The organism is Streptomyces marokkonensis (assembly GCF_039539045.1).
Taxonomy (GTDB): Bacteria; Actinomycetota; Actinomycetes; order Streptomycetales; family Streptomycetaceae; genus Streptomyces; species Streptomyces marokkonensis.
Genome location: NZ_BAABCQ010000110.1, coordinates 1 through 26,562, shown reverse-complemented (window position 1 = coordinate 26,562; position 26,562 = coordinate 1). Strand labels below are relative to the sequence as shown.

Sequence of the window (26,562 nt, the reverse complement as noted above, 5' to 3'; positions counted from 1 at the left end):
GTGACGATCCGTTACTCGTGGTGGGGTGCCGAGGACCGGGCCGAACGCATCAACAAGACCATCGCGCTCTTCGAGAAGAAGTACCCGAAGATAAAGGTCAAGACCGACTTCCAGCCGTATACCGACTTCTGGAAGAAGTTCAACACGCAGGCCTCCGGAGGGAATCCACCGGACGTCTTCCAGAATGCCATCGGATTCCTGCGCAAATACGATGCGAAGAATGTCCTGCTCGACCTGAGCCGGCAGGTCGAGGCCGGCAACCTCTCCATGGACGGATTCCGGGCGGGTCTGGAGAAGTTCGGTGAGATCGACGGCAAACTCCTCGGTGTGCCGGTCGGTTCGAACTCGATGGCGCTGGTCATCGACAAGCCCGTCTACACCCGGGCCGGCGCCAAACCCGAACAGGGCTGGACCTGGGACGACTTCGACGAGGCCATGACGAGGATCCGGGACAGGACCGGTCGCGCCGGGGACAGCGGCATGTACGGCGTGATGTACCTCTACGACCTGTACCTGCGACAGAACGGCAAGGCCTTCTTCACCGAGGACGGACTCGGCTTCTCCGAGGCGGACCTGACCCGGTGGTGGGACAAGGCGGAGAAGGGTGTGAAGTCCGGCCTGTTCGCCGACCCCAAGAAGGTCGCCCAGATCAAGCCCAAGTCGGCGCTCTCCGCGGAGCTCGCCGGCAGCGAGTTCACCTGGGACAACTTCACCGTCCGCTACACCTCCGAGGGCAAGAGCGAGTACGGTCTCGCGCCGATCCCCACCACGGACGGCAAGAGGACCGGCCAGTACCTCGGCTCGCTGATGCTCAGTGGCTACAAGCGCACCGAGCACCCCAAGGAAGTCGCCCAGTTCATCGACTTCATGGTCCACGACCCGGAGGTCGCCAAGATCATGGGCTACGACCGCGGCGTGCCGACGACGCAGGCCCAGTACGACGCGTACCGGCCGACCGATCCGGTCAACAAGGCGATCGCCGCCTACGAGGAGTCCCTCGTCGAGGCGGGCGTCCTGGAGGAGATCACCCCGCACCCGAACGGTGCCGACATCTGTGAGGCCGCCTTCCTGCGCATCGCCGAGGAGATGGCGCTCGGCGAGCGGTCCGTCGACGACGCCGTGAAGCAGTTCTTCAACGAGTCGAAGACGGCTCTCGCCGGCTGATGGGAAACGCCGTGACACACGCCCCTGCGACGGAGGGCCTGACCAAGGACTCCGAGCCGCGGCACGGTCCGGTGAAGTCCCCGCGCCCCGCCGAGCTGAAGCGGCGGGGCCGCCGGGAGAACCTGGCCGGCTACCTCTTCATGTCCCCCTGGATCGCCGGATTCCTGCTGCTGACAGCGGGACCGATGGCCGCCTCGCTCTACTTCGCGTTCACCGACTACAACCTCTTCGACGCCCCCCGGTGGATCGGGCTGGACAACTTCTCCGAGATGTTCGGCGACCCGCGCTGGCGCCACTCGGTCCGGATCACCCTGTGGTACGTCGTCGTCGGCACGCCGATCAAACTGATCGCGGCGCTCGGCGTCGCGCTGCTGCTGGCGCAGAAGCGGCGCGGGCAGGCCTTCTACCGGGCCGCCTTCTACGCGCCGTCACTGATCGGCGCGAGCGTGTCCGTCGCCATCGTGTGGAAGGCGATCTTCTCGGACGACGCGGTCGTCGACCGTACGCAACAGTTCTTCGGGATCGGAGCCGGCGGCTGGACCGGCGATCCGGATCTGATCATCTACAGCCTCGTCGCCCTGACCGTCTGGCAGTTCGGCGCCCCCATGGTCATTTTCCTGGCCGGCCTCAAGCAGGTGCCACGCGAGCTGTACGAGGCGGCCGACGTCGACGGGGCGAGCAAGCTCCGGCAGTTCTGGAACATCACCCTGCCGATGATTTCCCCGGTCCTCTTCTTCAACGTCCTGCTGGAGACCATCCACTCCTTCCAGATCTTCAGCTCCGCCTACATCGTCGGCGGCGGTGCCGGAGGCAACGCCTGCGGCCCCGCGGACGGCACGATGGTCTACACCTGTTACCTGTACGTCCAGGGCTTCGAGAACAGCCGTATGGGCCTGGCCTCGGCCATGGCCTGGATGCTGCTGGTAGCGGTCGCCCTGGTCACCGCGGTGCTGTTCTGGTCCCAGAAGCGCTGGGTGCACTACGAGGAGGGCGGCCGATGAGCGCGCAGGCCACCGACGTCACGCCGGCCCCGTCCACGCCGGCCCCGTCCCCGTCCACCAGGGCGGCCGCGTTCCGGCGCAGGCTGCCCGGGTCGCTCGCCTGGCATCTAGGGTCGCTGGCGATCCTCGCGGTGATCCTCTACCCGGTGCTCTGGGTGGTCGGCGGCTCCTTCAAGGAGAGCGGCGACATCGTCGGCAGCCTGGACCTCTTCCCGGCCGACCCGATCATCGCCAACTACACGAGTCTCGCCGACGGCATCGCGGACATCTCGATCTCCACGTTCTTCTTCAACTCGCTCTTCCTCGCCGTCGGTTCGGTGATCGGGATCGTGGTGTCCTGCTCACTGACCGCCTACGCCTTCGCGAAGATCAGGTTCGCGGGCCGGAACCTGCTGTTCACGCTGATGATCGGCACGCTGCTACTGCCGTACCACGTGCTGCTGATCCCGCAGTACGTCCTGTTCCGCAACATGGACATGATCAACACGTACACCCCGCTGCTGCTGGGCAAGTACCTGGCCACGGAGGCGTTCTTCGTCTTCCTGATGGTGCAGTTCATGCGCAACCTGCCCAGGGAACTCGACGAGGCGGCCCGCCTCGACGGCTGCGGGCACTTCCGCATCTACTGGTCGATCGTGCTGCCGCTGTGCCGGCCGGCGCTGATCACCAGCGCGATCTTCACCTTCATCAACTCCTGGAACGACTTCATGGGCCCGCTGATCTACCTCAACGAGCCTGGCAAGTACACCGTCTCCCTCGGCCTGAAGATGTTCGTGGACCAGGAAGGGCTGGCGAACTACGGCGGCATGATCGCCATGTCGCTCGTCGCGCTGCTGCCCGTCCTCGCCTTCTTCCTGGCCTTCCAGCGCTACCTGATCGACGGCATGGCGACGTCCGGTCTGAAGGGTTGACGTGATCGATCATGACTGTGGTGAACCGATCATGACTGTGGTGAACCGATCATGACTGACGTGAACCGATCGTGGCCGAGGTGAACCGATCATGACCGAGGCGCGTGCCAAGGCCCGCACCGAGCGTGGGGAGTCACGGTTCGCCGAAGGGTTCGCCCTGTTCGCCGAGTGCCTGCTCACTGGAGTGTGGATCGCGGTGGCCTCGCTGCCGCTGGTCACCTACCCCGCCGCGTTCGCGGCCGGTGCGCGGCACCTCGGGCGCCGGCTCGCCCATGAGCGCGGTGGCTGGCGGGAGTTCACGGCCGACTTCCGGGCGGCGGTACGCCGCGGGTGGCTCGTCGGGCTGGCCGGATGGGCCGCCCTGGCCGTGGTCTGGGTGGACGTGCAGGCCGTACGCAGCGGACTGCCGGGCGGTCCGTTCGTGGGGGTCGTCGGGGTGTCCGCCCTGATCGGCGCGGCCGTGGCCGGGCTGCGCGCGACGGCGGCCTGGCGGCCCGGCGCCTCCTGGCGCTCCCTGCTCGCGCAGGCCGGGCGCCGCACCGTGCTCGACCCCGCCGGTTCGTTCCTGATCGTCGGCGGGCTGGCCGTCGTGGTCTGCTCCGCCTGGTTCAGCGCGCCGCTGGCGGTCGCCGTTCTCGGCGCCGTCGCGGCGGCGGCCGTCGCCGTGGAGGAGCGCTACCGGCACCGCTGACGGCGGCACCCGAGCACCGGGGGTCGGCGCCCCACGCCGCACCCTTCACTGTCATGCCCTTGACATTACCCGCGGCTGCGTCAGAGCCATGCCCTTGACCCCTTGCACCCGCACGGAACGGAAAGGAAAGGCCATGTCCCCCATCCCCCGCAGGTCCCTTCTCAAGGCGGCCGCCGTCGCCGGCGCCGCCGCCCAGTTCAGCTGGGCGCTGGGTGCGAAGAACGCCCAGGCCGCACCCGTCGCCCAGGAGGCCGACGCCGACCCCGTCACCCTGACCTGGCTGGAGGACGGCGGCCTGGGCGCCGCCCCCGGCTCCACCGTCGGCGTCCCCTGGCCCAAGGGCATCTACCAGCAGGACCAGTCCTTCGCCGTCACGGACGCGGACGGCAAGGCCGTACCCACCCAGTCCTGGCCCCTCGCGTACTGGCCGGACGGCTCCCTGAAGTGGACCGCGCACGCCGTCGGCTCGGGCGACGGCGGGCTCACCCTGTCCGCCGGCACCCCCGCCGCGCCCCCGAAGAGGGTCACCGTCGACCAGCGCGGCGGCACCATCGACATATCGACCGGCGTCATCACCACGAGAATCGGCAAGTCGGGATCGACCCTGGTCAAATCGGTCACCAGAGGCTCCACCGAGATCGCGAAGAACGGCCGCCTCGTCCTGCTGCGCCAGCCCGAGATCGAGGACGGCGACCAGGGCACCGTGAAGTACGAGCGCTTCGACGGCGCCATCGACGAGGTGAAGGTCGAGCAGGAAGGCCCGGTCCGCGCCGTCGTCCGCATCGACGGCAAGCACCGCAAGGGAGGCCGGAGCTGGCTGCCCTTCTCCATCCGCCTCTACTTCTACGCGGGCGCCGACTCCTTCCGCATGGTGCACACCATCACCTTCGACGGGAAGCAGGAGCCCGGCAAGGCGAGCGGTGACTTCATCCGCGGCCTCGGTGTCCGCTTCACCGTCCCGATGCGCGACGAGTCCTACGACCGGCACATCCGCGTCGGCGGCGAGGGCACCGGCCTCCTGCGCGAGGCCGTCAAGGGCATCACCGGCCTGCGCCGAGACCCCGGCGCGGCCGTGCAGGCGGCGCAGTTCGCGGGGGAGAGGCTGCCAGACCCGGCCACCTGGGACCAACGGGTCACCACCCGCTTGAAGTACATTCCCGAGTGGGGCGACTACACCCTCTCCCAGCTCTCCGCCGACGGCTTCTCCCTGCGTAAACGCACCAAGAAGGGCCACGGCTGGATCGGCGCCGGTGGTGGCCGGCGCGCCTCCGGCTTCGGCTACGTCGGCGGAGCGAGCGGCGGACTCTCCTTCGGCCTGCGCGACTTCTGGGAGAAGCACCCCGCCCAGCTCGACATCCGAGACGCCCAGACCGACGAGGCCGAAGTCACCCTCTGGCTCTGGTCGCCCGAGGCCCAGCCCATGGACCTGCGCTTCTACCACGACGGCATGGGCCAGGACACCTTTCCCGAGCAGCTCGAAGGCCTCAACATCACCTACGAGGACTACGAGCCCGGCTTCGGCACCCCCTACGGCATCGCCCGCACCTCGGAACTGCTGTTCTGGGCCAACGCCGCCACCCCGAGCGCGGAGAAGCTCGCCGAGCAGGTCGAGGCCGTGCGCGTACTGCCCCAGCTGGCCGCCCCACCCAAGCAGCTCATCAAGTCCAAGGTCTTCGGCCCCGGCCTCTACTCCGAGCCCGACCGCTCCACACCCGCCAAGGCGAAGATCGAGGACCACCTCGACTTCCTCTTCACCTACTACAAGGACCAGGTGGAGCAGCGCCGCTGGTACGGCTTCTGGGACTACGGCGACGTCATGCACTCCTACGACACCGCACGCCACCAGTGGCGCTACGACGTCGGCGGCTACGCCTGGGACAACTCCGAGCTCTCCCCGGACCTCTGGCTCTGGTACGCCTACCTGCGCTCCGGCCGCGCCGACATCTTCCGCTTCGCCGAAGCCATGACCCGGCACACCGGCGAGGTCGACGTCTACCACCTCGGCGAATGGGCCGGCCTCGGCACCCGGCACGGCGTCCAGCACTACGCCGACAGCGCCAAGCAGCAGCGCATCGCCAACACCACCTACCGGCGCTACTACTACTTCCTCACCGCCGACGAACGCGTCGGCGACCTCATGCACGCCAACGTCGACTCCGACGAGACGTTCCTCGTCCTCGACCCGATCCGCAAGATCCGCACCGAGCCCTACACGCCCGACCGCCACGCCCTCTCGGTCGGCTTCGGCACCGACTGGAGCGGCCTGGTCTCGGCGTGGCTGACCGAGTGGGAACGCAAGGGTCCCAAGTGGGAGAAGGCCAGGGCCCGCGTCCTGTCCACCATGGAGACCATCGCCGCCCAGCCCAACGGCTTCGTCCAGGGCAGCGGCCTGTACGACCTGGACACCGGGAAGTTCGCCGTCGCCGACACCCCGAAGGTCGACGTCTCGCACCTCTCGGCCGTCTTCGGCCTGAACGAACTGTGCGCCGAGCTGATCGACCTCGTCGACATGCCGGAGTTCAACGAGGCGTACTACGACTACTGCCGCTACTTCAACGCCTCCAAAACCGAACAGGCGGCCCGGTACGGCAGCAACTTCGGCAGCCTGATCCTCTTCCAGGGCCACTCGCGCCTCGACGCCTACGCGGCCGTACAGACCGGGGACGAGAAGCTCGCCACGCGCGCGTGGCAGAAGTTCTACGACTCCGACGGCTACAAGGAGTCGGCCCCCTGGAAGACGGAGAAGCTGAGCGGCCCGGTCACGCTGGTGCCGGGCGGCGAGGCGAGCTGGGTCTCCACCAACGACACCGCGCTCTACGGTCTCGCCGCCATCGAGAACCTGGCACTTCTGGGCGACAGGATGCCGTGAACGGCACGTGACGGGCGCGGGCCCGGGCACACTCCACAGGTGGACTGGAACCATTACCGATTCCGCAGCCTGTGGGCGCTGCCCGAGCCCGCCCCGGCCGTCTACCGCGCGCTGGAACGGATCGAGGACTACCCCCGCTGGTGGCCCCAGGTGCGCCAGGTCACCCGGCTCGACGACACCAGCGGGATCGTCCGGTTCCGCTCACTCCTCCCGTACGACCTGACCGCGACCCTGCGCGCGGGGCGGCGCGATGCCGGTACGGGAGTGCTGGAGGTCGCCATGACCGGCGACATGGAGGGGTGGGCGCGCTGGACGGTCACCCCGCGCGGCACCGGCGCCCTCGTCCGCTACGACCAGGAGGTCGACGTGCGCAAGCCGCTGCTGCGCCGCCTCGCCGTGCCCGGGCGGCCCCTGTTCCGGGCCAACCACCGCCTGATGATGCGGGCGGGGCGGCGAGGACTGGCGGCCCACCTGGAAAGCGGTCGCCGAGCGGTTTGAACGAAACGCGCCGGGCCCTGTATTGTTCAGTGCGTTCCCGGGCGATTAGCTCAGTGGGAGAGCGCTTCGTTCACACCGAAGAGGTCACTGGTTCGAACCCAGTATCGCCCACCGGGAAAAGCCGGTCCGTCGCACGACGGACCGGCTTCTTCGTGCCCGGCGCAGGCTCACGCCGCCGCCGGCAGGTCCGGCCGGAGCGGCCAGGCCGGGTCCACCGCCTCCTCCGTCCCGTTGAGCGCGAACCACGCCTGCAGCCCCCGGGCCTGCCCCGCGTGCCACACCGCCTGAAGCGTGTGCAGCTCCGCGGCGGACAGACGCTCCAGCCGCCCCGAGAAGCGGCGCCCCACCGCCCGTACGACCTCCAGCGCCGCCTGAGCGTCGGCCGCCGCCTCGTGCGCGCCCTCCAGTTCGACGCCGTAGTGCGCGCACAGGTCGGAGAGGGTCCGGCGGCCCTTGCGGTAGCGGTCCAGGTGCTTGTCGAGCACACGCGGGTCGAGGACGTGCAGCGACGTCCGTTCCACCCAGCGCCCGAGGGACGAGGCGCGGTGCCGGCGCAACTCCCGGTCCAGCAGCGTGAGGTCGAACGGCGCGTTCATCACCACGAGCGGACGCCCGACGCGGGCCTGCTCGGCCAGCGCCTCCGCCATCTCGTACATCACCGGCGCCGGCCAGCGGCCGTGGCGCCGCAGATGCTCATCCGTCAGCCCGTGGACCGCCGTCGCCGCCTCGGGCACCGGCACGCCCGGGTTCACCAGCCACCGGGTCACGCGCGGCCGAAACCCCGGCGCGTCCTGAACGACGAGGGCGGCCGACACGATCCGGTCGGTCTCGACGTCCACGCCCGTCGTCTCCGTGTCGAAGGCGGCCAGCGGCCCCTCGAACCAGCTCGTCATAGAGCACTCAACTCCTCGTCCGGGCACGGCGGCTGACGCGCCGTCCTCTGTCCCGGTTCGGTGATACCCGTGCTGTTTGCGGCGTACGCCGGAAGGACACAACAGGAGTACGGGTCACCGCAGTTCAGCGACCCGCAGTGGGGATACACCAGTTCTGGAAGGCTGTTGGCCATGGCCATAGCGCAGCCCGAACGGGGCGGGCTGCTGCCCGAGCGCACAGCGCCCTCTCGCGGCTCCCTCGCAACCACCGCCTGCATGGAGACCCTGCAGGTCGGCTACCTCCACGCGGTCGCCGCGGCGGCGGGCTGCTCACTCTCCCAGCCTTTCCCGGACAACGGCATCGACTGGCACGTCAGCCACAGCGCCCCCGGGCACACGGTCGACGACGAGGTCACCATCAAGGTGCAGCTCAAGGCGACGTACCAGATCCCGCCGAGCCCGCCCGGCCGCTTCTTCTCCTTCATCCTCGACAACGACCACCTGACGAAACTCGCCCGCACCCCGGTCTCCGTGCACAAGATCCTGGTCGTGATGATCGTCCCCCGGTCCCGGGAGCAGTGGCTGCGCGCCGGCCACGACCGGCTCGACCTGAGGCACTGCTGCTACTGGACCAACCTCGCCGGACACCCGGTCACCGGCCGGCGGCGCACCACCGTGCGGATACCGACCGCGCGGGTCTTCGACGACCGGGCGCTGTGCGAGATCATGACGCGGGTCGGGACGGGAGGGAAACCATGACGCACCGCCCGACCGGCGAACCCCAGCGGCCCGCGCGGCCACACCCCACCGAGACCGTCGCCGGCACCACCTGGGCCGACGGCCGCCCGCCCGGCTCGGACACCGTGGACCCGGCCGTGCTGACCGCCCTGCTCCACCGGCACGGCTGGCGACGGCGCGGCGGCGCCCCCGGCCGCTACGGCCGCTGGACCCCGCCCGGCCCGGGAGCCGGAGCCACCAGCCTGCTGGTGCCCGTCAGTCGCGCCTTCCCCGACAGCGACGACCTGCTCGGCGAGGCGCTGCTAGCCCTCGCCCACAGCGGGACGCCCTCCGCCCGTGAGATCCTCGTCTCCCTCGCCGTACCCAGCGACGAGATCCGCTGGGGGCGCGACGTGCCGGCCGGACCCGGCGACACCGCCTCCTGGACCGCGGAGGAGCAGTTGCGCTCCGCGGCCCGCCGGATGCTGCTCGCCGGAGCACTCGCCACGCGCGCGCGTGCCGGCTACCACGGCGCCCGGCACCGGCGCGCCGCCACCGCGTCCCTGGAGAACGTCCTGGTCGGCCCCGCCCCCGGCGGCCGCCGGCTCACCGCGTTCGTGCCCGTCACCACCGGCCGCCCCCTCGCCGTACGCCTCCACCACGCGCTGTACGCCGCCCGCGAGGCCGTCGACCACCGGCGGGCCACCGGCGGCATGGACGCCTTCGACACGGCCGTCGCGGCGGGCGTCAGCCACGAGCTCACCGAGGCGCTCGTCGCTCTGGTCCGCGGGACCGAGGGCGCCCGGATAGCCGTCGACTGGGCGCCGGCCGCCGGTGTCCCCGAGGGCTGCGGCGCCCTCGCCGAGCCGGTCGAGTTCTCGCCCGGCGACCTGCCCGCCCTGCGCGAGGCCGCCGCCCGCTACCTGCGCGTGGAGCCGTCCGTGCCGGTGCGGATCACCGGCACCGTCGTCCGTATGCGCCGGCCCGGGCCGCGCGGCGCGGGCACCGTACGGCTGCGGGTGCTGGCCGGCGCCGAGGTCCCGCACGTACGGATCACGCTGGACGAGGAGGCCTACCGCATCGCCGGGCACGCGCATCTCGTCGGACTGCCGGTGCGGGTGCTCGGCCGGCTGGAGAGCCGGGGCGGATTCCGCCGGCTGACCGGCGCCTGCGAGATCGCCCCCGTACGGGTCGACGACGCGGAGCGGGACCGGCTGCTGAAGGCGGTCCAGGAGCATGTGGAGGTGGCGGCCTTCCTCGAGGAGGCCTGCGCAGGGGACTGCGAGGACTGACCGCCCAGGCCGCCGCCGGGAATGATTTCGCGATGCACGGGTCCGGGTCGGTACGATCGCCCTCATGCGTGCGCTTTGGTATGGCGCCGCGGCCCCACTTCAGTCAGGAGAGACCGGTGTCAGACGTCCGTGTGATCATCCAACGCGATTCCGAGCGGGAAGAACGCGTGGTGACGACGGGCACTACGGCCGCCGAGCTCTTCCCCGGTGAGCGCTCGATCGTCGCCGCCCGCGTGTCCGGTGAGCTCAGGGACCTCGCCCACGAGCTCAAGGACGGCGAGACCGTCGAGGGCGTCGAGATCTCCTCCGAGGACGGCCTGAACATCCTGCGCCACTCCACCGCGCACGTCATGGCGCAGGCCGTGCAGGAGCTGTTCCCCGAGGCCAAGCTGGGCATCGGCCCGCCCGTCAAGGACGGCTTCTACTACGACTTCGACGTGGAAAAGCCCTTCCACCCCGATGACCTCAAGGCCATCGAGAAGAAGATGCAGGAGATCCAGAAGCGCGGCCAGCGCTTCTCGCGCCGTGTCGTCACCGACGACACCGCCCGAGAGGAGCTCGCCGACGAGCCGTACAAGCTGGAGCTGATCGGTCTCAAGGGCTCCGCGTCCCACGACGACGGCGCGGACGTCGAGGTCGGCGCCGGCGAGCTGACGATCTACGACAACCTGGACGCCAAGACCGGCGAGCTGTGCTGGAAGGACCTCTGCCGTGGTCCCCACCTGCCCACCACCCGGAACATCCCCGCGTTCAAGCTGATGCGCAACGCCGCCGCCTACTGGCGCGGCAGCGAGAAGAACCCGATGCTCCAGCGCATCTACGGCACCGCTTGGCCCACCAAGGACGAGCTGAAGGCGCACCTGGAGTTCCTCGCCGAGGCCGAGAAGCGCGACCACCGCAAGCTCGGCAGCGAGCTGGACCTGTTCTCCATCCCGGAGCAGATCGGCTCCGGGCTCGCCGTCTTCCACCCCAAGGGCGGCATCATCCGCCGGGTCATGGAGGACTACTCGAGGCATCGCCACGAGGAGGCGGGGTACGAGTTCGTCTACACCCCGCACGCGACGAAGGGGAAGCTCTTCGAGACCTCGGGCCACCTGGACTGGTACGCCGACGGCATGTACCCGCCCATGCAACTCGACGAGGGCGTGGACTACTACCTCAAGCCCATGAACTGCCCGATGCACAACCTGATCTTCGACGCGCGCGGGCGTTCCTACCGTGAACTGCCGCTGCGTCTGTTCGAGTTCGGCACTGTGTACCGCTACGAGAAGTCGGGCGTCGTGCACGGGCTGACCCGGGCCCGCGGCTTCACCCAGGACGACGCGCACATCTACTGCACCCGCGAGCAGATGTCCGAGGAGCTCGACAAGACCCTCACCTTCGTCCTGAACCTGCTGCGCGACTACGGCCTGGACGACTTCTACCTGGAGCTGTCCACCAAGGACGAGACGAAGTTCGTCGGAACCGACGAGGCCTGGGAGGAAGCGACCGAGACGCTGCGCCAGGTCGCCGAGAAGCAGAACCTGGAGCTGGTGGCGGACCCGGGCGGCGCCGCGTTCTATGGTCCGAAGATCTCTGTCCAAGCGCGCGATGCCATCGGGCGCACCTGGCAGATGTCGACCATCCAGCTGGACTTCAACCTGCCGGAGCGCTTCGACCTGGAATACACGGCCGCGGACGGCTCGAAGACCCGCCCGGTCATGATCCACCGAGCGCTGTTCGGCTCCATCGAGCGGTTCTTCGCGGTGCTCCTGGAGCACTACGCGGGCGCGATGCCGCCCTGGCTCGCTCCGGTGCAGGCGGTGGGCATCCCGGTGGGGGACGCTCACGTGCAGTACCTGGAGGAGTTCGCAGCGGAGGCACGGCGGAAGGGGCTGCGTGTCGACGTGGATTCCTCCTCGGACCGGATGCAGAAGAAGATCCGCACACAGCAGAAGCAGAAGGTGCCGTTCATGATCATCGTCGGTGACGAGGACATGCACGGGGGCACTGTGTCGTTCCGCTACCGCGACGGTTCGCAGGAGAACGGCATTCCCCGTGACCAGGCGCTGGCCAAGCTCGTCGATGTGGTCGAGCGTCGCGTGCAGGTGTGACGCGGTTTCCGCCGTAGTGGAGATGGTCCGCTGCAGCCGTACAACGGCGGGCAGCTGATCGCTTGCTCCCGCGCGTGCGGGGCCAAGGCCCCCGGGCTTCCCGGGGGCCTTTCCCGTCCCCGCAGCTCGACGCCATATGCTTCACGCATGACGAGTGAGCCGGAACAGCAGCTGGGAGTGGGAACGCCCGACGCGTTCCAGCGCCTGTGGACGCCCCACCGGATGGCCTACATCCAGGGCGAGAACAAGCCGAGCGGCCCCGGCGCCGACGACGGCTGTCCCTTCTGCTCGATCCCGGTCAAGTCCGACGAGGACGGGCTGGTCGTGCGGCGCGGCGAGCTGGTCTACGCCGTGCTCAACCTGTACCCCTACACCGGCGGCCACACGATGGTCGTGCCCTACCGCCACGTCGCCGACTACACAGATCTGACGGAAGCGGAGACCTCGGAGCTCGCGGAGATGACCAAGCAGGCCATGGTGGCGTTGCGCACCGCCTCCGGGGCTCATGGTTTCAATCTGGGCATGAACCAGGGCTCGGTGGCCGGCGCGGGCATCGCCGCCCACCTTCACCAGCACATCGTTCCCCGGTGGGGTGGCGACTCCAATTTCATGCCCGTCGTCGGCCACACGAGAGTGCTGCCGCAGCTGCTGGGAGACACGCGCGAGATGCTGGCGGCGGCGTGGCCGACGGACTGACCTGCGGCTGACATCCGCGTCGACCAGTCCGTCCGCGCTTGAGGCCGAGGCCGTGCAGGCCGAGGCCCGACTGCACGGCCGAGGTCTGCACGGGCGCCGCGGGCCTACGCGTCGTAGACGTCGGCCTTCTTGGGCGCCGCGTCCTGGACGGCTCCGCTCAGGCCTCCCGCGCGGGCACCGAACTTCTCCGTGTCCACGCCGTTCTCCTCGAGCACCTTGATCGCCGCCGAGTGCACCACCCGCAGCACCGGCGTCGCCGCCCGCAACGCGTCGTCGGCCATGAAGCGGTGCCGCCACGGCTGGTCCGCCCACGCGTGCCGCAGTCCGAACGGTTCCGGCAGCCCGATCGAGCCGCCGAGCCAGTTCAGCAGCGGCGGATACCAGCCGAGCGGTGCGCGGACGGCGAGCCGTACCACCTCATTGGCGGGGACCAGCGGGAGCATCACCTTGCGCTTCTCCCACGGCTTGAACGACTTGGTGACCTCCTTGGAGGGCGCCTCCGGCTTGGACATGAAGAGCGAGTTCACCGGGCCCAGGGCGTGACCGGTGACCTCGATGCGCAGTGTGGAGTGCAGCACCGTCACCGTGGTCAGCAGCGTGATCACCAGCTGACCGTCCCACAGCGTCCACTGGACGCCCAGGTAGTGCCGGTCACCGGCGCCGAACTGCTGCTTGTTGCAGATTTCCTGCACGGCGTGCGGCTTGACCTGGTAGGCCTCGACGTCCGTCCCCTCCGGACGCGACACCTCCTTGGCGTTCTCCCCGACCGGCGTGACGACCCAGTGGCGCACGGACGGCTTCGGGAAGCCGCCCGTGTTCAACGGGCCGCGCTCCAGCATGCGCAGTTGGTCGTGGATGGCCCGGATGACGTCCCAGCTGCGGAAGGGGTGGATCTCCCGGGTCGGGTCGGCCGGCACCAGGTCCTCGGCGAGCTGCCAGCTGCCCCAGCGGGTGCCCATGCCGAGGATGCCCTTGGGGCCGGCGTAGAAGACGGAGTTGGACTGCTGCTCGGCGCCGAGCCTGGCCAGGGACTGGCGCAGTTCCTCGGCCGCGGTCTCGCCCGGGTTGCTGGGCACCGCCTCGGGTACCTTGGCGCCGACGCCGCTGCCCGTCAGGAGGCCCGCCCAGCGCTCCCGCAGGTCCTTGGCCGTGCTCTCGCAGATCCGCTTGGCCCAGAACCAGCCGACGACCGGCATGACGACGGCCGCGCGCGCGTACCAGGCCCAGAAGCCGGAGAAGGGCATCTTGAGGAGGAACAGCACGGCGAGTGCGGCTATCGCCACGAGGACCGCGGTGCCAAGCGCTCCGGCCTGCTTGTTCTCCGCCTTGGCGACGGTGGTGCGGATCTGGAAGCCGATCAGCCAGATCAGCATGCCGGGCAGGAACAGCAGGCCGCACACCACGATCACCATGGACAGCCGGGCGTCGCGCGCCTTGCGGATGCCGTTGGCCGCCAGGCAGTGCTCGACGACCACCTGCGGCTCGGCCCCGAAGGACTGGATGAGGGGCTTGCGGCCGCTGCCCAGCATGCGGCCGGCCACCGCGTTGGAGAAGGCCTCGCCGAGGTTGGGCCGGAAGATCGTGGCCCAGGAGCGGCCGTCGTTGACGGATGACTGGTGCCACTCGTTGTCGGCCTTCTTCAGGTCCTCCATCGGGCCGTCCCGGTAGGCGGCCGAGGCCAGCGCGAAGGTGGGCGCCTGCCCCCCGCCGTCCGTACGCGGCACCTGCGGCCCGAAGAAGTCCGCGTAACCGCCGTCAACGGTCATTCCCGCCCCCGATCGCCATCACTGTCGTTCTGCGGCCTTCCCGACTTCCCTGCCCCGCACACCTGTTGATCAGGTCATCAGCGTATCCGCCGCCACCGACATGCGTCACCGGACGTGGAAAGGCGCCCCTGCGTGCGCGGGTTGACCCCGAGGCGCGCCGTCGTACGCCGGGTGGGCGTGCCTCCGGCGCGGGGGAGGCCCGCGCCGGTCTCCGCGGCGCTACGACGCCGTCCGCAGCTCCTCCCGCAGCCGTTCCGCGATCTGCGGCGGCATCGGCTCGTGCCGCGCGTAACGGCGGTCGAAGCGCGCGGTGCCGTGTGTCAGGGAGCGCAGGTCCACCGCGTACCGGCCGATCTCGATCTCCGGCACCTCGGCCCGGACCAGGGTCCGCCCGCCGCTCGTCTGCTCGGTGCCGAGCACCTTGCCGCGCCGTCCGGACAGATCGCTCATCACGGCGCCCACGTATGCGTCGCCGATCAGCACGTTCACCTCCGCCACCGGCTCCAGCAGGTGGATCCTCGCCGCGGCCGCGGCCTCCCGCAGCGCCAGTGCGCCGGCCGTCTGGAAGGCGGCGTCGGAGGAGTCCACCGAGTGTGCCTTGCCGTCCCGCAGCGTCACTCGCACGTCGATCAGCGGATGGCCGGCGGCGACGCCCCGGGCGGCCTGCGCGCGCACACCCTTCTCGACGGACGGGACGAACTGCCGGGGCACCGCGCCGCCGACCACCTTGTCCACGAACTCGATGCCCGAACCGCCCGGCAGCGGCTCCACCTCGATCTCGCAGACCGCGTACTGACCGTGCCCGCCCGACTGCTTCACGTGCCGCCCGCGCCCGGCCGCCCTGTCGCCGAAGGTCTCCCGCAGGGACACCCGGTGGGGTACGACGTCGACCTGGACGCCGTAGCGGCTGCGCAGCCGTTCCAGCGCCACGTCGGCGTGCGCCTCGCCCAGGCACCACAGGACCACCTGGTGGGTGTCCTGGTTCTGCTCCAGGCGCATCGTCGGGTCCTCCGCGACCAGCCGCGCGAGCCCCTGCGAGAGCTTGTCCTCGTCGGGTTTGCTGTGCGCCCGGATGGCGAGCGGCAGCAGCGGGTCGGGCATCTCCCAGGGGGCCATCAGCAGCGGGTCTTCCTTGGCCGAGAGCGTGTCCCCGGTCTCCGCGCGGCTCAGTTTCGTCACGCACGCCAGATCACCCGCGATCGCGCGCGGGACCGGCCGCTGCTGCTTGCCGAAGGGCGTCGACAGGGCGCCGATCCGCTCGTCGACATCGTGGTCCTCGTGGCCGCGGTCGGCCAGCCCGTGCCCGGAGACGTGCACCGTCTGGTCGGCGCGCAGGGTGCCGGAGAAGACGCGGACCAGCGAGATCCGGCCGACGTACGGGTCGGAGGACGTCTTCACGACCTCCGCGACCAATGACTCGTCCGGATCGCACATCCGCAGCTCGCGCGGGGTTCCGTCGAGCGTGGTGATCCGGGGAGCCGCGCGCTCCAGGGGGGTCGGGAAGCCGCGCGTGACCAGTTCCAGCAGCTCGACCGTGCCCAGCCCCTGCCGGGCGCCCTCGGCCGCCGGGGCGGCGGCCAGCACGGGGAAGAACACCCCGCGCGCCACGGCCCGCTCCAGGTCCTCGACGAGCGTCTTGACGTCGACCTCCTCGCCGCCGAGATAGCGCTCCATGAGGGTCTCGTCCTCGCTCTCCGAGATGATCCCCTCGATCAGCATGGAGCGGGCCTCGTCGATCAGCGGCAACCCCTCCTCGTCCGGCTCGGACTCCTGGCGTTCGCCGGAGGAGTAGTCGAACAGCTTCCGGGCCAGCAGCCCGATGAGACCCGTCACGGGCGCGTGCCCGTCGGGCGCCTGCGGCCCGTGCAGCGGCAGGTACAGCGGCAGCACGGCGTCGGGATCGTCCCCGCCGAACGCGTCCGCGCAGATCCGCGTCATCTCCTCGAAGTCGGCGCGGGCGGCCTCCAGGTGTGTGATCACGATGGCGCGCGGCATGCCGACGGCGGCGCACTCGTCCCACACCATGCGGGTCGAACCGTCCACCCCGTCGGAGGCCGAGACGACGAAGAGGGCCGCGTCCGCCGCCCGCAGACCGGCCCTCAGCTCACCGACGAAGTCGGCGTACCCGGGAGTGTCCAGAATGTTGATCTTGATGCCGTCCCATTCGACGGGCACCAGGGCGAGCTGGACGGAGCGCTGCTGCCGGTGTTCCATCTCGTCGTAGTCCGAGACGCAGCCGCCGTTCTCCACACGGCCCGCCCGGTTCAGTGCCCCCGCCGTCAGCGCGAGAGCCTCCACCAGGGTCGTCTTGCCCGATCCGGCGTGGCCGACCAGCACCACGTTCCGTACGGACGTGGGGTGGTCGGCCGCCGTTGCCCTTCCGGCGGCTCCGGGGTGGGTGTGTGCCTTGTCGCCCATGTCCTTGCCTCCCGTGCACGGTGAGGTCGCTGTGGGCGCGGACACGCGGGACCGCGTGCACTGGCGGCTCCTGCGACGCCCGCGGTTCTTCGAGCTTTCCACTCCCGTCACGCCGCGTCCATACGACGGGCCCGAGCCCGTCGCCGGCCGGGCGCCCACCAGGGGGTTCGGGTGCCCGTCCGTCGCCCACGCGCGCGCGTGGCTACGATGGGCCAGCCGGTGGCCAGCAGGGGCCGCGGCCACACCGACCGTCGGGAAGGCCATGCTGAACAAGTACGCGCGTGCATTTTTTACGCGTGTCCTCACACCGTTCGCCGCGTTTCTCATCCGCCGGGGCGTCAGCCCGGACACGGTCACACTGATCGGCACCGCCGGCGTGGTGGCGGGTGCGCTGGTCTTCTACCCCATGGGTGAGTTCTTCTGGGGCACGGTCGTGATCACGCTCTTCGTCTTCTCCGACCTCGTCGACGGCAACATGGCACGCCAGCTCGGCCGCTCCAGCCGCTGGGGCGCGTTCCTGGACTCCACGCTGGACCGGGTCGCCGACGGCGCCGTGTTCGGCGGTTTCGCCCTCTGGTACGCGGGCGGCGGTGACGACATCGCGCTGTGCGCCGTGTCGATCTTCTGCCTGGCCAGCGGTCAGGTGGTGTCGTACACCAAGGCGCGCGGCGAGTCGATCGGCCTGCCGGTCGCCGTCAACGGACTGGTCGAGCGCGCTGAGCGGCTCGTCGTCTCGCTGGTCGCGGCAGGTCTCGCGGGACTGCACACGTTCGGTGTGCCGGGCATCCAGTACCTGCTGCCGATCGCGCTGTGGGTCGTCGCCGTCGGCAGTCTCGTCACACTGGTCCAGCGGGTCGTGACGGTCCGCCGGGAGGCCGCCGAGGCCGACGCCGCCGCGCAGGAGAGCCAGGGTACCGAGGCGGCGAAGTGAGCGCTCGGGACCGGCTGACCGACGGCCTGTACGGCGTCGGCTGGAGCACCGTGAAGAAGCTCCCCGAGCCCGCCGCCGTACGGCTCGGCCGCGCGGTCGCGGACGTCGCCTGGAAGCAGCGCGGTACGGGCGTGCGGCGGCTGGAGAGCAACTACGCGCGCGTGGTGCCGGACGCGGGCCCGGAGCGGCTCGCCGCGCTCTCGCGCGCGGGCATGCGCTCGTACTTGCGCTACTGGATGGAGTCCTTCCGCCTCCCGGCGTGGAGCACCGAGCGGATCAGGGCCGGTTTCGCCGCCGAGGACCTGCACCACCTCACCGACGGGCTGGACGAGGGCAAGGGCGTGGTCCTCGCCCTCCCGCACCTGGCCAACTGGGACCTCGCGGGTGCCTGGGTCACCACCGAGCTGGGTATTCCGTTCACCACGGTCGCCGAACGCCTCCAGCCCGAGACGCTCTACGACCGCTTCGTCGCCTACCGGGAGGGCCTCGGCATGGAGGTCCTGCCGCACAGCGGCGGTACGGCCTTCGGCACGCTGGCCCGGCGGCTGCGTGACGGCGGCCTGGTCTGTCTGGTCGCCGACCGCGACCTGTCCGCCTCCGGTGTGGAGGTCGACTTCTTCGGCGAGACGGCGCGGATGCCGGCGGGGCCGGCCCTGCTGGCGCTGCAGACCGGTGCGCGGCTGCTGCCGGTGACGCTCTGGTACGACGAGTCGCCCGTCATGAAGGGCCGGGTACATCCGCCGGTCGCGGTCCCCGAGTCAGGTACCCGGGCCGAGAAGACGTCTGTCATGACACAGGCGCTGGCCGATGCCTTCGCCACGGGGATCGCCGACCACCCGGAGGACTGGCACATGCTCCAGCGCTTGTGGCTGAAGGACCTCGACCCCGCCAAGGCCCCCGCCGCGGCCGACGGGCGGGGCGCCTCGTGAGGATCGGCATCGTCTGCCCGTACTCCTGGGACGTGCCGGGCGGCGTCCAGTTCCACATCCGGGACCTGGCCGAGTACTTCATCCGTCTCGGCCACGAGGTCTCCGTCCTCGCCCCCGCCGACGAGGACACCCCGCTGCCCCCGTACGTCGTCTCGGCCGGCCGCGCGGTGCCGGTGCCGTACAACGGCTCGGTGGCCCGCCTCAACTTCGGCTTCCTGTCGGCGGCCCGGGTACGGCGCTGGCTGCACGACGGGGCCTTCGACGTCATCCACATCCACGAGCCGACCTCCCCCTCGCTCGGCCTGCTGACCTGCTGGGCGGCGCAGGGGCCGATCGTGGCGACCTTCCACACGTCCAACCCGCGCTCCCGCGCGATGATCGCCGCGTACTCGATCCTCCAGGCCGCCCTGGAAAAGATCAGCGCCCGGATCGCGGTGAGCGAGTACGCCCGCCGCACCCTCGTCGAACACCTCGGCGGGGACGCGGTCGTCATCCCCAACGGCGTCGACGTCGACTTCTTCGCCGACGCGGAGCCGAAGCCGGAGTGGCAGGGGGACACGATCGGCTTCATAGGCCGCATCGACGAACCCCGCAAGGGCCTGCCGGTGCTGATGGGGGCGCTGCCGAAGATCCTCGACGCCCGCCCGGGCACCCGACTGCTCGTCGCCGGGCGCGGCGACGAGAAGGAGGCGGTGGCGTCGCTGCCCGCGGAGCTGCGTTCCCGGGTGGAGTTCCTCGGCATGATCAGCGACGAGGACAAGGCCCGCTTCCTGCGCAGCGTCGACCTGTACGTGGCGCCCAACACCGGCGGCGAGAGCTTCGGCATCATCCTCGTCGAGGCCATGTCGGCCGGTGCCCCCGTGCTCGCCTCCGACCTGGACGCCTTCGCCCAGGTGCTCGACCAGGGAGCGGCCGGTGAACTGTTCCCCAACGAGGACGCCGACGCGCTGGCCGGTGCGGCGGTGCGGCTGCTCGCGGACCCGGAGCGCCGGAGCGCGCTGCGGGAGCGGGGCAGCGCCCACGTACGGCGCTTCGACTGGTCCACCGTCGGCGCGGACATCCTGTCGGTCTACGAGACGGTCACGGCGGGCGCGGCCGCGGTGGCGGCGGACGACCGGGCCACGGGGCTGAGGGCACGCTTCGGACTGGCGCGCGACTGAGGCCGGACTTTCCAGCCGACGTCCGGAATCCTCAGCCCGTCCGGCGTCCGATGACGAGGCCGCCCAGGCCGAAGCGGTGGTCTGGGGGCGGCAGCCCCAGTGACGGCCACCGTGAGGTACCCCGCCGTCCCGGCGGAGCGCCCCCGTAGGCTTGCGCCCCGTGACCGCAACCCTCATCTGGATCCTGGCCGTCCTCGTCGCGATCGGCCTGTACCTGAGCTGGACGGCGGGGCGGCTGGACCGGCTGCACGCCCGGATCGACGCCGCCCGCGCCGCACTCGACGCGCAGCTGCTGCGCAGGGCGTCCGTGGCCCAGGAGCTGGCCACCTCGGGCGTGCTCGACCCGGCCGCCTCCATCGTCCTGTACGAGGCCGCGCACGCCGCCCGGCAGGCCGAGGAGGAACAGAGGGAGGTCGCCGAGAGCGAGCTGAGCCAGGCACTGCGGGCCGTGTTCGCCGATCCGCCGCAGGTGGACGCCCTGCGCGAGGCGCCCGGAGGAGAGGAGGCGGCGCACGAGCTGGCCGAGGCCGTGCGGCGCGTCCCGATGGCCCGGCGTTTCCACAACGACACGGTGGGAGCCGCGCGCAGGCTGCGCGAGCACCGCAAGGTCCGCTGGTTCCGTCTCGCCGGACACGCGCCCTTCCCACTGGCCTTCGAGATGGACGACGAGTCGCCGGCGGCCCTGGTGGACAGGGCGACGTAGCGGCGAAGTCTCTCCGTCCGGTAGCGACAAGGCCCCGGCACCTCGGTCGGGCGGCAGTCCCGCCCCGGCCCCTCGGTCCAAAACGATCCACCGGCTACCCATTGGCCCTTGCTGTGGCCTGGTCCGTTCGCGTTTCCTCGGAGCTGCAGAAACCACCCTTCACTTCAGCGAGGTACCCGTGACCGGCACGCTCCCCGAAAACCAGTCCCCCGAGACCGGCACCGCCCGTGTGAAGCGCGGCATGGCCGAGCAGCTCAAGGGCGGCGTGATCATGGACGTCGTCACGCCGGAGCAGGCGAAGATCGCCGAGGACGCGGGCGCCGTCGCGGTCATGGCCCTGGAGCGGGTCCCGGCCGACATCCGCAAGGACGGCGGCGTGGCCCGGATGTCCGACCCGGACATGATCGAGGGCATCATCGGCGCCGTCTCCATCCCGGTGATGGCCAAGTCCCGCATCGGCCACTTCGTCGAGGCCCAGGTCCTGCAGTCCCTCGGCGTCGACTACATCGACGAGTCCGAGGTCCTCACCCCGGCCGACGAGGTCAACCACAGCGACAAGTTCGCCTTCACGACCCCCTTCGTCTGCGGCGCCACCAACCTGGGCGAGGCCCTGCGCCGGATCGCCGAGGGCGCGGCGATGATCCGCTCCAAGGGCGAGGCCGGCACCGGCAACGTCGTCGAGGCCGTCCGTCACCTGCGCCAGATCAAGAACGAGATCGCCCGGCTGCGCGGTTACGACAACAACGAGCTGTACGCCGCCGCCAAGGAGCTGCGCGCCCCCTACGAGCTGGTCCGGGAGGTCGCCGAGCTGGGCAGGCTCCCCGTCGTCCTCTTCTCCGCAGGCGGCGTCGCCACCCCGGCCGACGCCGCGCTCATGCGCCAGCTCGGCGCCGAGGGCGTCTTCGTGGGCTCCGGCATCTTCAAGTCCGGCGACCCGGCCAAGCGCGCCGCCGCCATCGTGAAGGCGACCACCTTCTACGACGACCCGAAGGTCATCGCGGAGGCGTCACGCAACCTCGGCGAGGCCATGGTCGGCATCAACTGCGACACCCTCCCCGAGACCGAGCGCTACGCCAACCGCGGCTGGTAGGACGAAGGCACCGAAGACGTGGAAGACACGAGCGACACCCCCGTCATCGGCGTCCTGGCCCTCCAGGGCGACGTACGGGAGCACCTCGTCGCCCTGGCCGCGGCCGACGCCGTGGCCAGGCCGGTCAGGCGCCCCGAGGAACTCGCCGACCTGGACGGACTGGTCCTGCCCGGCGGCGAGTCCACGACCATCTCCAAACTGGCCGTCCTCTTCGGAGTGATGGAGCCTCTCCGCGCGCGCGTGCGGGACGGTCTGCCCGTCTACGGCACCTGCGCCGGCATGATCCTGCTGGCGGACAAGATCCTCGACCCGCGCTCCGGACAGGAGACGGTCGGCGGCATCGACATGATCGTGCGCCGCAACGCCTTCGGACGGCAGAACGAGTCCTTCGAGGCGGCCGTCGACCTCGAGGGCGTCGAGGGCGACCCCGTGGAGGGCGTCTTCATCCGCGCACCCTGGGTGGAGTCCGTGGGCGCCGCGGCCGAGGTGCTCGCCGAGCACGACGGGCACGTCGTCGCGGTCCGCCAGGGCAACGCGCTGGCCACGTCGTTCCACCCGGAACTGACCGGCGACCACCGCGTGCACCGCCTCTTCGCGGACATGGTGCGCGCGAACCGGGCGGCGGAGTCCTTGTAGGATTCCTGCGTTCGTTCGTTCAAAGACGGGTTACGCGAAGGAGACAGGCAGATGTCCGGCCACTCTAAATGGGCCACGACGAAGCACAAGAAGGCCGTCATCGACGCCAAGCGCGGCAAGCTCTTCGCGAAGCTGATCAAGAACATCGAGGTCGCGGCGCGCATGGGCGGCGTCGACATCGAGGGCAACCCGACGCTCTACGACGCCATCCAGAAGGCGAAGAAGCAGTCGGTCCCGAACAAGAACATCGACTCCGCGGTCAAGCGGGGCGGTGGCCTCGAGGCCGGCGGCGCCGACTACGAGACGATCATGTACGAGGGTTACGGTCCGAACGGTGTCGCGGTGCTCATCGAGTGCCTCACCGACAACCGCAACCGCGCCGCCTCCGACGTCCGCGTCGCCATGACCCGCAACGGCGGCTCCATGGCCGACCCGGGTTCGGTGTCGTACCTGTTCAACCGCAAGGGCGTCGTGATCGTCCCCAAGGGCGAGCTGGCCGAGGACGACGTCCTCGCCGCCGTCCTGGACGCGGGCGCCGAGGAGGTCAACGACCTCGGCGAGACCTTCGAGGTCCTCAGCGAGGCCACCGACCTGGTCGCGGTCCGCACCGCCCTCCAGGGCGCCGGCATCGACTACGAGTCCGCCGACGCGAACTTCGTCCCGACCATGCAGGTCGAGCTGGACGAGGACGGCGCCCGGAAGATCTTCAAGCTGATCGACGCCCTGGAGGACAGCGACGACGTGCAGAACGTCTTCGCCAACTTCGACGTCAGCGACGAGGTCATGGAGAAGGTCGACGCGTAGCGCCGCCGCGCGCCCGACGATTCCGGCGGGCCGGTGGGGGACACGTCCCCCACCGGCCCGCCGCTCCTGTCAGTGGCAGCCGATAGCCTGGCGTACGTCAAAGATCACCGTCCACGGACCGCAACCGTCGATTGAGGACCTCGTCGGCGATCAGCCGGGTCCGCGAGAGCGGCGGCGGTTCAGCCGCAAAGGGGTGCACGTGCGCGTACTGGGGGTGGACCCGGGACTGACCCGTTGCGGGATCGGCGTCGTCGACGGGGTCGCGGGCAGACCGCTCACCATGATCGGGGTCGGCGTCGTCCGTACGTCCGCCGACGCCGACCTCGGCCCTCGCCTCGTCGCCGTCGAGCAGGGCATCGACCAGTGGCTGGACGAGTACCGGCCTCAGTACGTCGCCGTGGAGCGCGTCTTCAGCCAGCACAACGTCCGTACGGTGATGGGCACCGCCCAGGCCAGCGCCGTCGCCATCCTGTGCGCGTCCCGCCGGGGCATCCCGGTCGCCCTGCACACTCCCAGCGAGGTCAAGGCCGCCGTCACCGGCAGCGGACGCGCCGACAAGGCGCAGGTCGGGGCCATGGTCACCCGCCTGCTGCGGCTCGCCGCGCCGCCCAGGCCCGCCGACGCGGCGGACGCCCTCGCGCTCGCCATCTGCCACATCTGGCGCGCCCCCGCGCAGAACCGCCTTCAGCAGGCCGTGGCCCTGCACACCTCGAAAGCCCCGCGGACTCCGAAAGCCCCGCCCGGACCGAAAGGCCGTACGGCATGATCGCCTTCGTCAGCGGCACGGTCGCCGCCCTCGCCCCCGACACCGCGGTGGTCGAGGTCGGCGGCGTCGGCATGGCCGTCCAGTGCACGCCGAACACGCTCTCCACCCTCCGGGTCGGCAAGCCCGCCAAGCTCGCCACCTCGCTCGTCGTCCGCGAGGACTCGCTCACCTTGTACGGCTTCGCCGACGACGACGAGCGCCAGGTCTTCGTGCTGCTCCAGACGGCCAGTGGGGTCGGCCCCCGGCTGGCCCAGGCGATGCTCGCCGTGCACAGCCCCGACGCCCTGCGCAGAGCCGTCTCCACCGGCGACGAGAAGGCGCTCACCGCCGTCCCCGGCATCGGCAAGAAGGGCGCGCAGAAGCTGCTCCTGGAACTGAAGGACCGCCTCGGCGAGCCCCTCGGGGCGCCTGCCGTCGGCGCGCCGGTCAGCACCGGCTGGCGCGATCAGCTGCACGCGGCCCTGATCGGCCTCGGATACGCGACCCGAGAGGCCGACGAGGCCGTGTCCGCCGTGGCACCCCAGGCGGAGTCCGCCGGGCGCACGCCCCAGGTGGGGCAGTTGCTGAAGGCGGCCCTGCAGACCCTGAACCGCGCCCGATAGTCCGTACCGAGAGCCGAGGCACACCTGATGAACTGGGACGACACGACCGATACGGACGCCGCGGGCGATCGGCTGGTGGGTGCGTCCGCCGACGGCGAGGACCAGGCCGTGGAGGCCGCCCTGCGCCCCAAGGACCTGGGCGAGTTCATCGGCCAGGAGAAGGTCCGCGAGCAGCTCGACCTCGTGCTGCGCGCCGCACGCGCGCGCGGGGCGACCGCCGACCACGTGCTGCTCTCCGGCGCTCCCGGCCTGGGCAAGACGACCCTCTCGATGATCATCGCGGCCGAGATGGAAGCTCCCATCCGCATCACCTCCGGCCCCGCCATCCAGCACGCCGGCGACCTCGCGGCGATCCTCTCCTCCCTCCAGGAGGGCGAGGTCCTCTTCCTCGACGAGATCCACCGCATGTCGCGGCCCGCCGAGGAGATGCTCTACATGGCGATGGAGGACTTCCGCGTCGACGTCATCGTCGGCAAGGGTCCGGGCGCCACCGCCATCCCCCTGGAACTGCCGCCCTTCACCCTGGTCGGCGCCACCACGCGCGCGGGACTGCTGCCGCCCCCGCTGCGCGACCGTTTCGGCTTCACCGCGCACATGGAGTTCTACGGACCGGCCGAACTGGAACGCGTCATCCACCGCTCGGCGGGCCTGCTCGACGTGGAGATCGACACCGTCGGCGCCGCCGAGATCGCCGGCCGCTCCCGCGGCACACCGCGCATCGCCAACCGTCTGCTGCGCCGGGTCCGTGACTACGCCCAGGTCAAGGCCGACGGTCGGATCACCCAGGAGATCGCCTCGGCGGCCCTCGCGGTCTACGAGGTCGACGAGCGGGGCCTGGACCGCCTGGACCGGGGCGTGCTGGAGGCCCTCCTCAAGCTGTTCGGCGGCGGGCCCGTGGGACTGTCCACGCTCGCCGTCGCCGTGGGGGAGGAGCGTGAGACAGTGGAAGAGGTCGCCGAACCCTTCCTCGTGAGGGAGGGCCTGCTCGCCCGCACTCCACGCGGACGGGTGGCGACCCCCGCCGCATGGGTGCATCTCGGCCTCACCCCGCCGCGTTCGCAGAGTTCGGGAAACGGACAACGGGACTTGTTCGGGACGTGACGATCCCGTCACGAAGAGGACATTCGCCGGAGCAGGAACCCCGGTGCCACGCTGAGCGTTGTTCCATGCGCGCGGACTCGCTTAGACTCCGCCGATGCCGCCCTTGTCGGCGGCGGACACACCCCCAACCATCAGGCCGCTTCCCATCGCGGTCGTGTGAAGGAAGTACCGACCCGTGAGTCTCGTGACCCTCCTCCCGTTCATCGTGCTCATCGGGGCCATGTTCCTGATGACGCGGTCGGCGAAGAAGAAGCAGCAGCAGGCCGCCGACATGCGGAACCAGATGCAGCCCGGTTCCGGTGTCCGCACCATCGGGGGCATGTACGCCACGGTCAAGGAGGTCAGCGAGGACACGGTCCTCCTCGACGCCGGTCCGGGCGTCGAGCTGCTCTTCGCCAAGAACTCCATCGGTGCTGTCCTGACCGACGAGGAGTACAACCGCATCGTCCACGGCATCGAGCACGACCTGAAGTCCGATGCCGACGTCGTCCCGGACGACGCCTCCTCCCTCACCGAAACCGACGCCTCCGCCGCCGACGCCGCCGTCTCCTCCGACGACCGGCCCGTCGACCTCGGCAAGAAGGACGCGAACGACGAGCCGGCCGACGAGCCGACCGCCGACGCCGCGCCCGCCGAGGCGAAGACGGACGAGCAGGCGAAGAAGTCCGACGGCGGTTCAGAGGCGAAGTAGCCGTGCCCCGGGGGCGCGGGCCGCGCCCGCGCCCCCGTGTGCCGCGCGGCGGCTCGCACGGATGCCGACACCATGTGATGGCCGCCGGTGACGCCTACCCGGCGCGAAGCGGCATGAGAGGGAGTACACAAAGGTGGCAGCACTTAAAAAGGGAAAGAACG

The 26,562-nt window shown here is 70.5% G+C and carries 24 protein-coding genes and 1 tRNA gene; 22 read left to right on the top strand and 3 right to left on the bottom strand.

The annotated features are described in order from the left end of the window. The 7 genes from ABEA26_RS24135 to ABEA26_RS24105 form a co-directional block, all read left to right on the top strand. A partial coding sequence (locus ABEA26_RS24135; protein ID WP_345595423.1) for an ABC transporter substrate-binding protein occupies positions 1–1,164 on the top strand: 1,164 nt, incomplete at its 5' end. Continuing rightward, entirely contained in the window at positions 1,164–2,165 is a 1,002-nt protein-coding gene (locus ABEA26_RS24130) for a carbohydrate ABC transporter permease (protein WP_345595421.1), read from the top strand. The genes ABEA26_RS24135 and ABEA26_RS24130, both read left to right, overlap by 1 nt. Then, the gene (locus tag ABEA26_RS24125) at positions 2,162–3,076 is read left to right on the top strand and encodes a carbohydrate ABC transporter permease (protein WP_345595419.1); all 915 of its coding nucleotides are present in this window, start codon (positions 2,162–2,164) and stop codon (positions 3,074–3,076) included. The genes ABEA26_RS24130 and ABEA26_RS24125 overlap by 4 nt, the downstream gene beginning before the upstream one ends. 91 nt (positions 3,077–3,167) lie before the next feature. Beyond that, positions 3,168–3,767: a hypothetical protein gene (locus ABEA26_RS24120; RefSeq protein WP_345595417.1), complete on the top strand. Its 600-nt coding sequence runs from the start codon at positions 3,168–3,170 to the stop codon at positions 3,765–3,767. Between the two features lie 133 nt (positions 3,768–3,900). After that, the gene (locus ABEA26_RS24115) at positions 3,901–6,636 is read left to right on the top strand and encodes an exo-rhamnogalacturonan lyase family protein (RefSeq protein WP_345595415.1); all 2,736 of its coding nucleotides are present in this window, start codon (positions 3,901–3,903) and stop codon (positions 6,634–6,636) included. A gap of 39 nt (positions 6,637–6,675) precedes the next feature. Continuing rightward, positions 6,676–7,134 carry an SRPBCC family protein gene (locus tag ABEA26_RS24110; protein ID WP_345595413.1) on the top strand — a complete coding sequence of 153 codons (459 nt, stop codon included), beginning with the start codon at positions 6,676–6,678 and terminating at the stop codon, positions 7,132–7,134. Positions 7,135–7,173: 39 nt separating this feature from the next. Further along, a tRNA-Val gene (locus tag ABEA26_RS24105) sits at positions 7,174–7,245 on the top strand. 56 nt (positions 7,246–7,301) lie between these two features. On the opposite strand, the gene ABEA26_RS24100 is transcribed toward ABEA26_RS24105, so the two are convergent. Next, complete coding sequence (locus ABEA26_RS24100; protein WP_345595411.1) at positions 7,302–8,027, bottom strand: 3'-5' exonuclease; 726 nt, start codon at positions 8,025–8,027, stop codon at positions 7,302–7,304. A gap of 171 nt (positions 8,028–8,198) precedes the next feature. Here ABEA26_RS24100 and ABEA26_RS24095 point away from each other — a divergent pair, with 171 nt between their 5' ends. The 4 genes from ABEA26_RS24095 (at position 8,199) to ABEA26_RS24080 (ending at position 12,804) form a co-directional block, all read left to right on the top strand. Then, the gene (locus ABEA26_RS24095; protein ID WP_345595409.1) at positions 8,199–8,765 is read left to right on the top strand and encodes a DUF4365 domain-containing protein; all 567 of its coding nucleotides are present in this window, start codon (positions 8,199–8,201) and stop codon (positions 8,763–8,765) included. Further along, a complete protein-coding gene (locus tag ABEA26_RS24090; RefSeq protein ID WP_345595407.1) occupies positions 8,762–10,015 on the top strand; it encodes a hypothetical protein in 1,254 nt (417 codons plus the stop codon). The genes ABEA26_RS24095 and ABEA26_RS24090 overlap by 4 nt, the downstream gene beginning before the upstream one ends. 116 nt (positions 10,016–10,131) lie before the next feature. Then, positions 10,132–12,108 carry a threonine--tRNA ligase gene (thrS, locus tag ABEA26_RS24085; protein WP_345595405.1) on the top strand — a complete coding sequence of 659 codons (1,977 nt, stop codon included), beginning with the start codon at positions 10,132–10,134 and terminating at the stop codon, positions 12,106–12,108. A gap of 147 nt (positions 12,109–12,255) precedes the next feature. Beyond that, the gene (locus ABEA26_RS24080) at positions 12,256–12,804 is read left to right on the top strand and encodes an HIT family protein (RefSeq protein WP_345595403.1); all 549 of its coding nucleotides are present in this window, start codon (positions 12,256–12,258) and stop codon (positions 12,802–12,804) included. Positions 12,805–12,908: 104 nt separating this feature from the next. On the opposite strand, the gene ABEA26_RS24075 is transcribed toward ABEA26_RS24080, so the two are convergent. Beyond that, the gene (locus ABEA26_RS24075; protein ID WP_345595401.1) at positions 12,909–14,570 is read right to left on the bottom strand and encodes a hypothetical protein; all 1,662 of its coding nucleotides are present in this window, start codon (positions 14,568–14,570) and stop codon (positions 12,909–12,911) included. A 219-nt stretch (positions 14,571–14,789) separates the two neighbouring features. Beyond that, on the bottom strand, positions 14,790–16,988 hold the full coding sequence (locus tag ABEA26_RS24070; RefSeq protein WP_345595399.1) for an elongation factor G-like protein EF-G2: 2,199 nt from the start codon (positions 16,986–16,988) through the stop codon (positions 14,790–14,792). Between the two features lie 262 nt (positions 16,989–17,250). Here ABEA26_RS24070 and pgsA point away from each other — a divergent pair, with 262 nt between their 5' ends. The 11 genes from pgsA (at position 17,251) to yajC (ending at position 26,401) form a co-directional block, all read left to right on the top strand. After that, a complete protein-coding gene (gene pgsA / locus ABEA26_RS24065) occupies positions 17,251–17,919 on the top strand; it encodes a phosphatidylinositol phosphate synthase (RefSeq protein WP_425587890.1) in 669 nt (222 codons plus the stop codon). Further along, positions 17,916–18,848: a phosphatidylinositol mannoside acyltransferase gene (locus ABEA26_RS24060; protein WP_345595397.1), complete on the top strand. Its 933-nt coding sequence runs from the start codon at positions 17,916–17,918 to the stop codon at positions 18,846–18,848. The genes pgsA and ABEA26_RS24060 overlap by 4 nt, the downstream gene beginning before the upstream one ends. Beyond that, a complete protein-coding gene (locus tag ABEA26_RS24055; protein WP_345595395.1) occupies positions 18,845–20,008 on the top strand; it encodes a glycosyltransferase family 4 protein in 1,164 nt (387 codons plus the stop codon). Before ABEA26_RS24060 ends, ABEA26_RS24055 begins: the two co-directional genes overlap by 4 nt. 160 nt (positions 20,009–20,168) lie before the next feature. Beyond that, positions 20,169–20,711, top strand: coding sequence for a hypothetical protein (locus ABEA26_RS24050; RefSeq protein ID WP_345595393.1), 543 nt, complete (start codon positions 20,169–20,171; stop codon positions 20,709–20,711). 178 nt (positions 20,712–20,889) lie between these two features. Beyond that, positions 20,890–21,801, top strand: coding sequence for a pyridoxal 5'-phosphate synthase lyase subunit PdxS (gene pdxS / locus ABEA26_RS24045; protein ID WP_345595391.1), 912 nt, complete (start codon positions 20,890–20,892; stop codon positions 21,799–21,801). Positions 21,802–21,819: 18 nt separating this feature from the next. Further along, the gene (gene pdxT / locus ABEA26_RS24040) at positions 21,820–22,437 is read left to right on the top strand and encodes a pyridoxal 5'-phosphate synthase glutaminase subunit PdxT (protein ID WP_345595389.1); all 618 of its coding nucleotides are present in this window, start codon (positions 21,820–21,822) and stop codon (positions 22,435–22,437) included. Positions 22,438–22,488: 51 nt separating this feature from the next. Continuing rightward, positions 22,489–23,241 (top strand): YebC/PmpR family DNA-binding transcriptional regulator, encoded by a 753-nt coding sequence (locus ABEA26_RS24035; RefSeq protein ID WP_279565033.1) that lies wholly within the window; start codon positions 22,489–22,491, stop codon positions 23,239–23,241. Between the two features lie 199 nt (positions 23,242–23,440). Then, positions 23,441–24,007: a crossover junction endodeoxyribonuclease RuvC gene (gene ruvC, locus ABEA26_RS24030; protein WP_345595387.1), complete on the top strand. Its 567-nt coding sequence runs from the start codon at positions 23,441–23,443 to the stop codon at positions 24,005–24,007. Next, positions 24,004–24,609 carry a Holliday junction branch migration protein RuvA gene (ruvA, locus tag ABEA26_RS24025; RefSeq protein ID WP_345595385.1) on the top strand — a complete coding sequence of 202 codons (606 nt, stop codon included), beginning with the start codon at positions 24,004–24,006 and terminating at the stop codon, positions 24,607–24,609. Before ruvC ends, ruvA begins: the two co-directional genes overlap by 4 nt. A gap of 27 nt (positions 24,610–24,636) precedes the next feature. Further along, positions 24,637–25,710 carry a Holliday junction branch migration DNA helicase RuvB gene (gene ruvB / locus ABEA26_RS24020; RefSeq protein ID WP_345595383.1) on the top strand — a complete coding sequence of 358 codons (1,074 nt, stop codon included), beginning with the start codon at positions 24,637–24,639 and terminating at the stop codon, positions 25,708–25,710. Positions 25,711–25,885: 175 nt separating this feature from the next. Then, positions 25,886–26,401, top strand: a complete 516-nt coding sequence (gene yajC / locus ABEA26_RS24015; RefSeq protein ID WP_345595381.1) for a preprotein translocase subunit YajC — start codon at positions 25,886–25,888, stop codon at positions 26,399–26,401. Positions 26,402–26,562: the final 161 nt, after the last annotated feature.

Excerpts from the sequence above, each read along its gene's own strand:
- ABEA26_RS24130 (WP_345595421.1), top strand. The coding sequence starts at position 1,164 with ATGGGAAACGCCGTGACACACGCCCCTGCGACGGAGGGCCTGACCAAG.
- ABEA26_RS24070 (WP_345595399.1), bottom strand. The coding sequence starts at position 16,988 with ATGGGCGACAAGGCACACACCCACCCCGGAGCCGCCGGAAGGGCAACG.
- ABEA26_RS24120 (WP_345595417.1), top strand. The coding sequence starts at position 3,168 with ATGACCGAGGCGCGTGCCAAGGCCCGCACCGAGCGTGGGGAGTCACGG.
- ruvA (WP_345595385.1), top strand. The coding sequence starts at position 24,004 with ATGATCGCCTTCGTCAGCGGCACGGTCGCCGCCCTCGCCCCCGACACC.
- ABEA26_RS24080 (WP_345595403.1), top strand. The coding sequence starts at position 12,256 with ATGACGAGTGAGCCGGAACAGCAGCTGGGAGTGGGAACGCCCGACGCG.
- ABEA26_RS24115 (WP_345595415.1), top strand. The coding sequence starts at position 3,901 with ATGTCCCCCATCCCCCGCAGGTCCCTTCTCAAGGCGGCCGCCGTCGCC.
- ABEA26_RS24090 (WP_345595407.1), top strand. The coding sequence starts at position 8,762 with ATGACGCACCGCCCGACCGGCGAACCCCAGCGGCCCGCGCGGCCACAC.
- ABEA26_RS24095 (WP_345595409.1), top strand. The coding sequence starts at position 8,199 with ATGGCCATAGCGCAGCCCGAACGGGGCGGGCTGCTGCCCGAGCGCACA.
- ABEA26_RS24100 (WP_345595411.1), bottom strand. The coding sequence starts at position 8,027 with ATGACGAGCTGGTTCGAGGGGCCGCTGGCCGCCTTCGACACGGAGACG.
- ABEA26_RS24035 (WP_279565033.1), top strand. The coding sequence starts at position 22,489 with ATGTCCGGCCACTCTAAATGGGCCACGACGAAGCACAAGAAGGCCGTC.
- ABEA26_RS24075 (WP_345595401.1), bottom strand. The coding sequence starts at position 14,570 with ATGACCGTTGACGGCGGTTACGCGGACTTCTTCGGGCCGCAGGTGCCG.
- pgsA (WP_425587890.1), top strand. The coding sequence starts at position 17,251 with ATGCTGAACAAGTACGCGCGTGCATTTTTTACGCGTGTCCTCACACCG.
- ruvB (WP_345595383.1), top strand. The coding sequence starts at position 24,637 with ATGAACTGGGACGACACGACCGATACGGACGCCGCGGGCGATCGGCTG.
- ABEA26_RS24125 (WP_345595419.1), top strand. The coding sequence starts at position 2,162 with ATGAGCGCGCAGGCCACCGACGTCACGCCGGCCCCGTCCACGCCGGCC.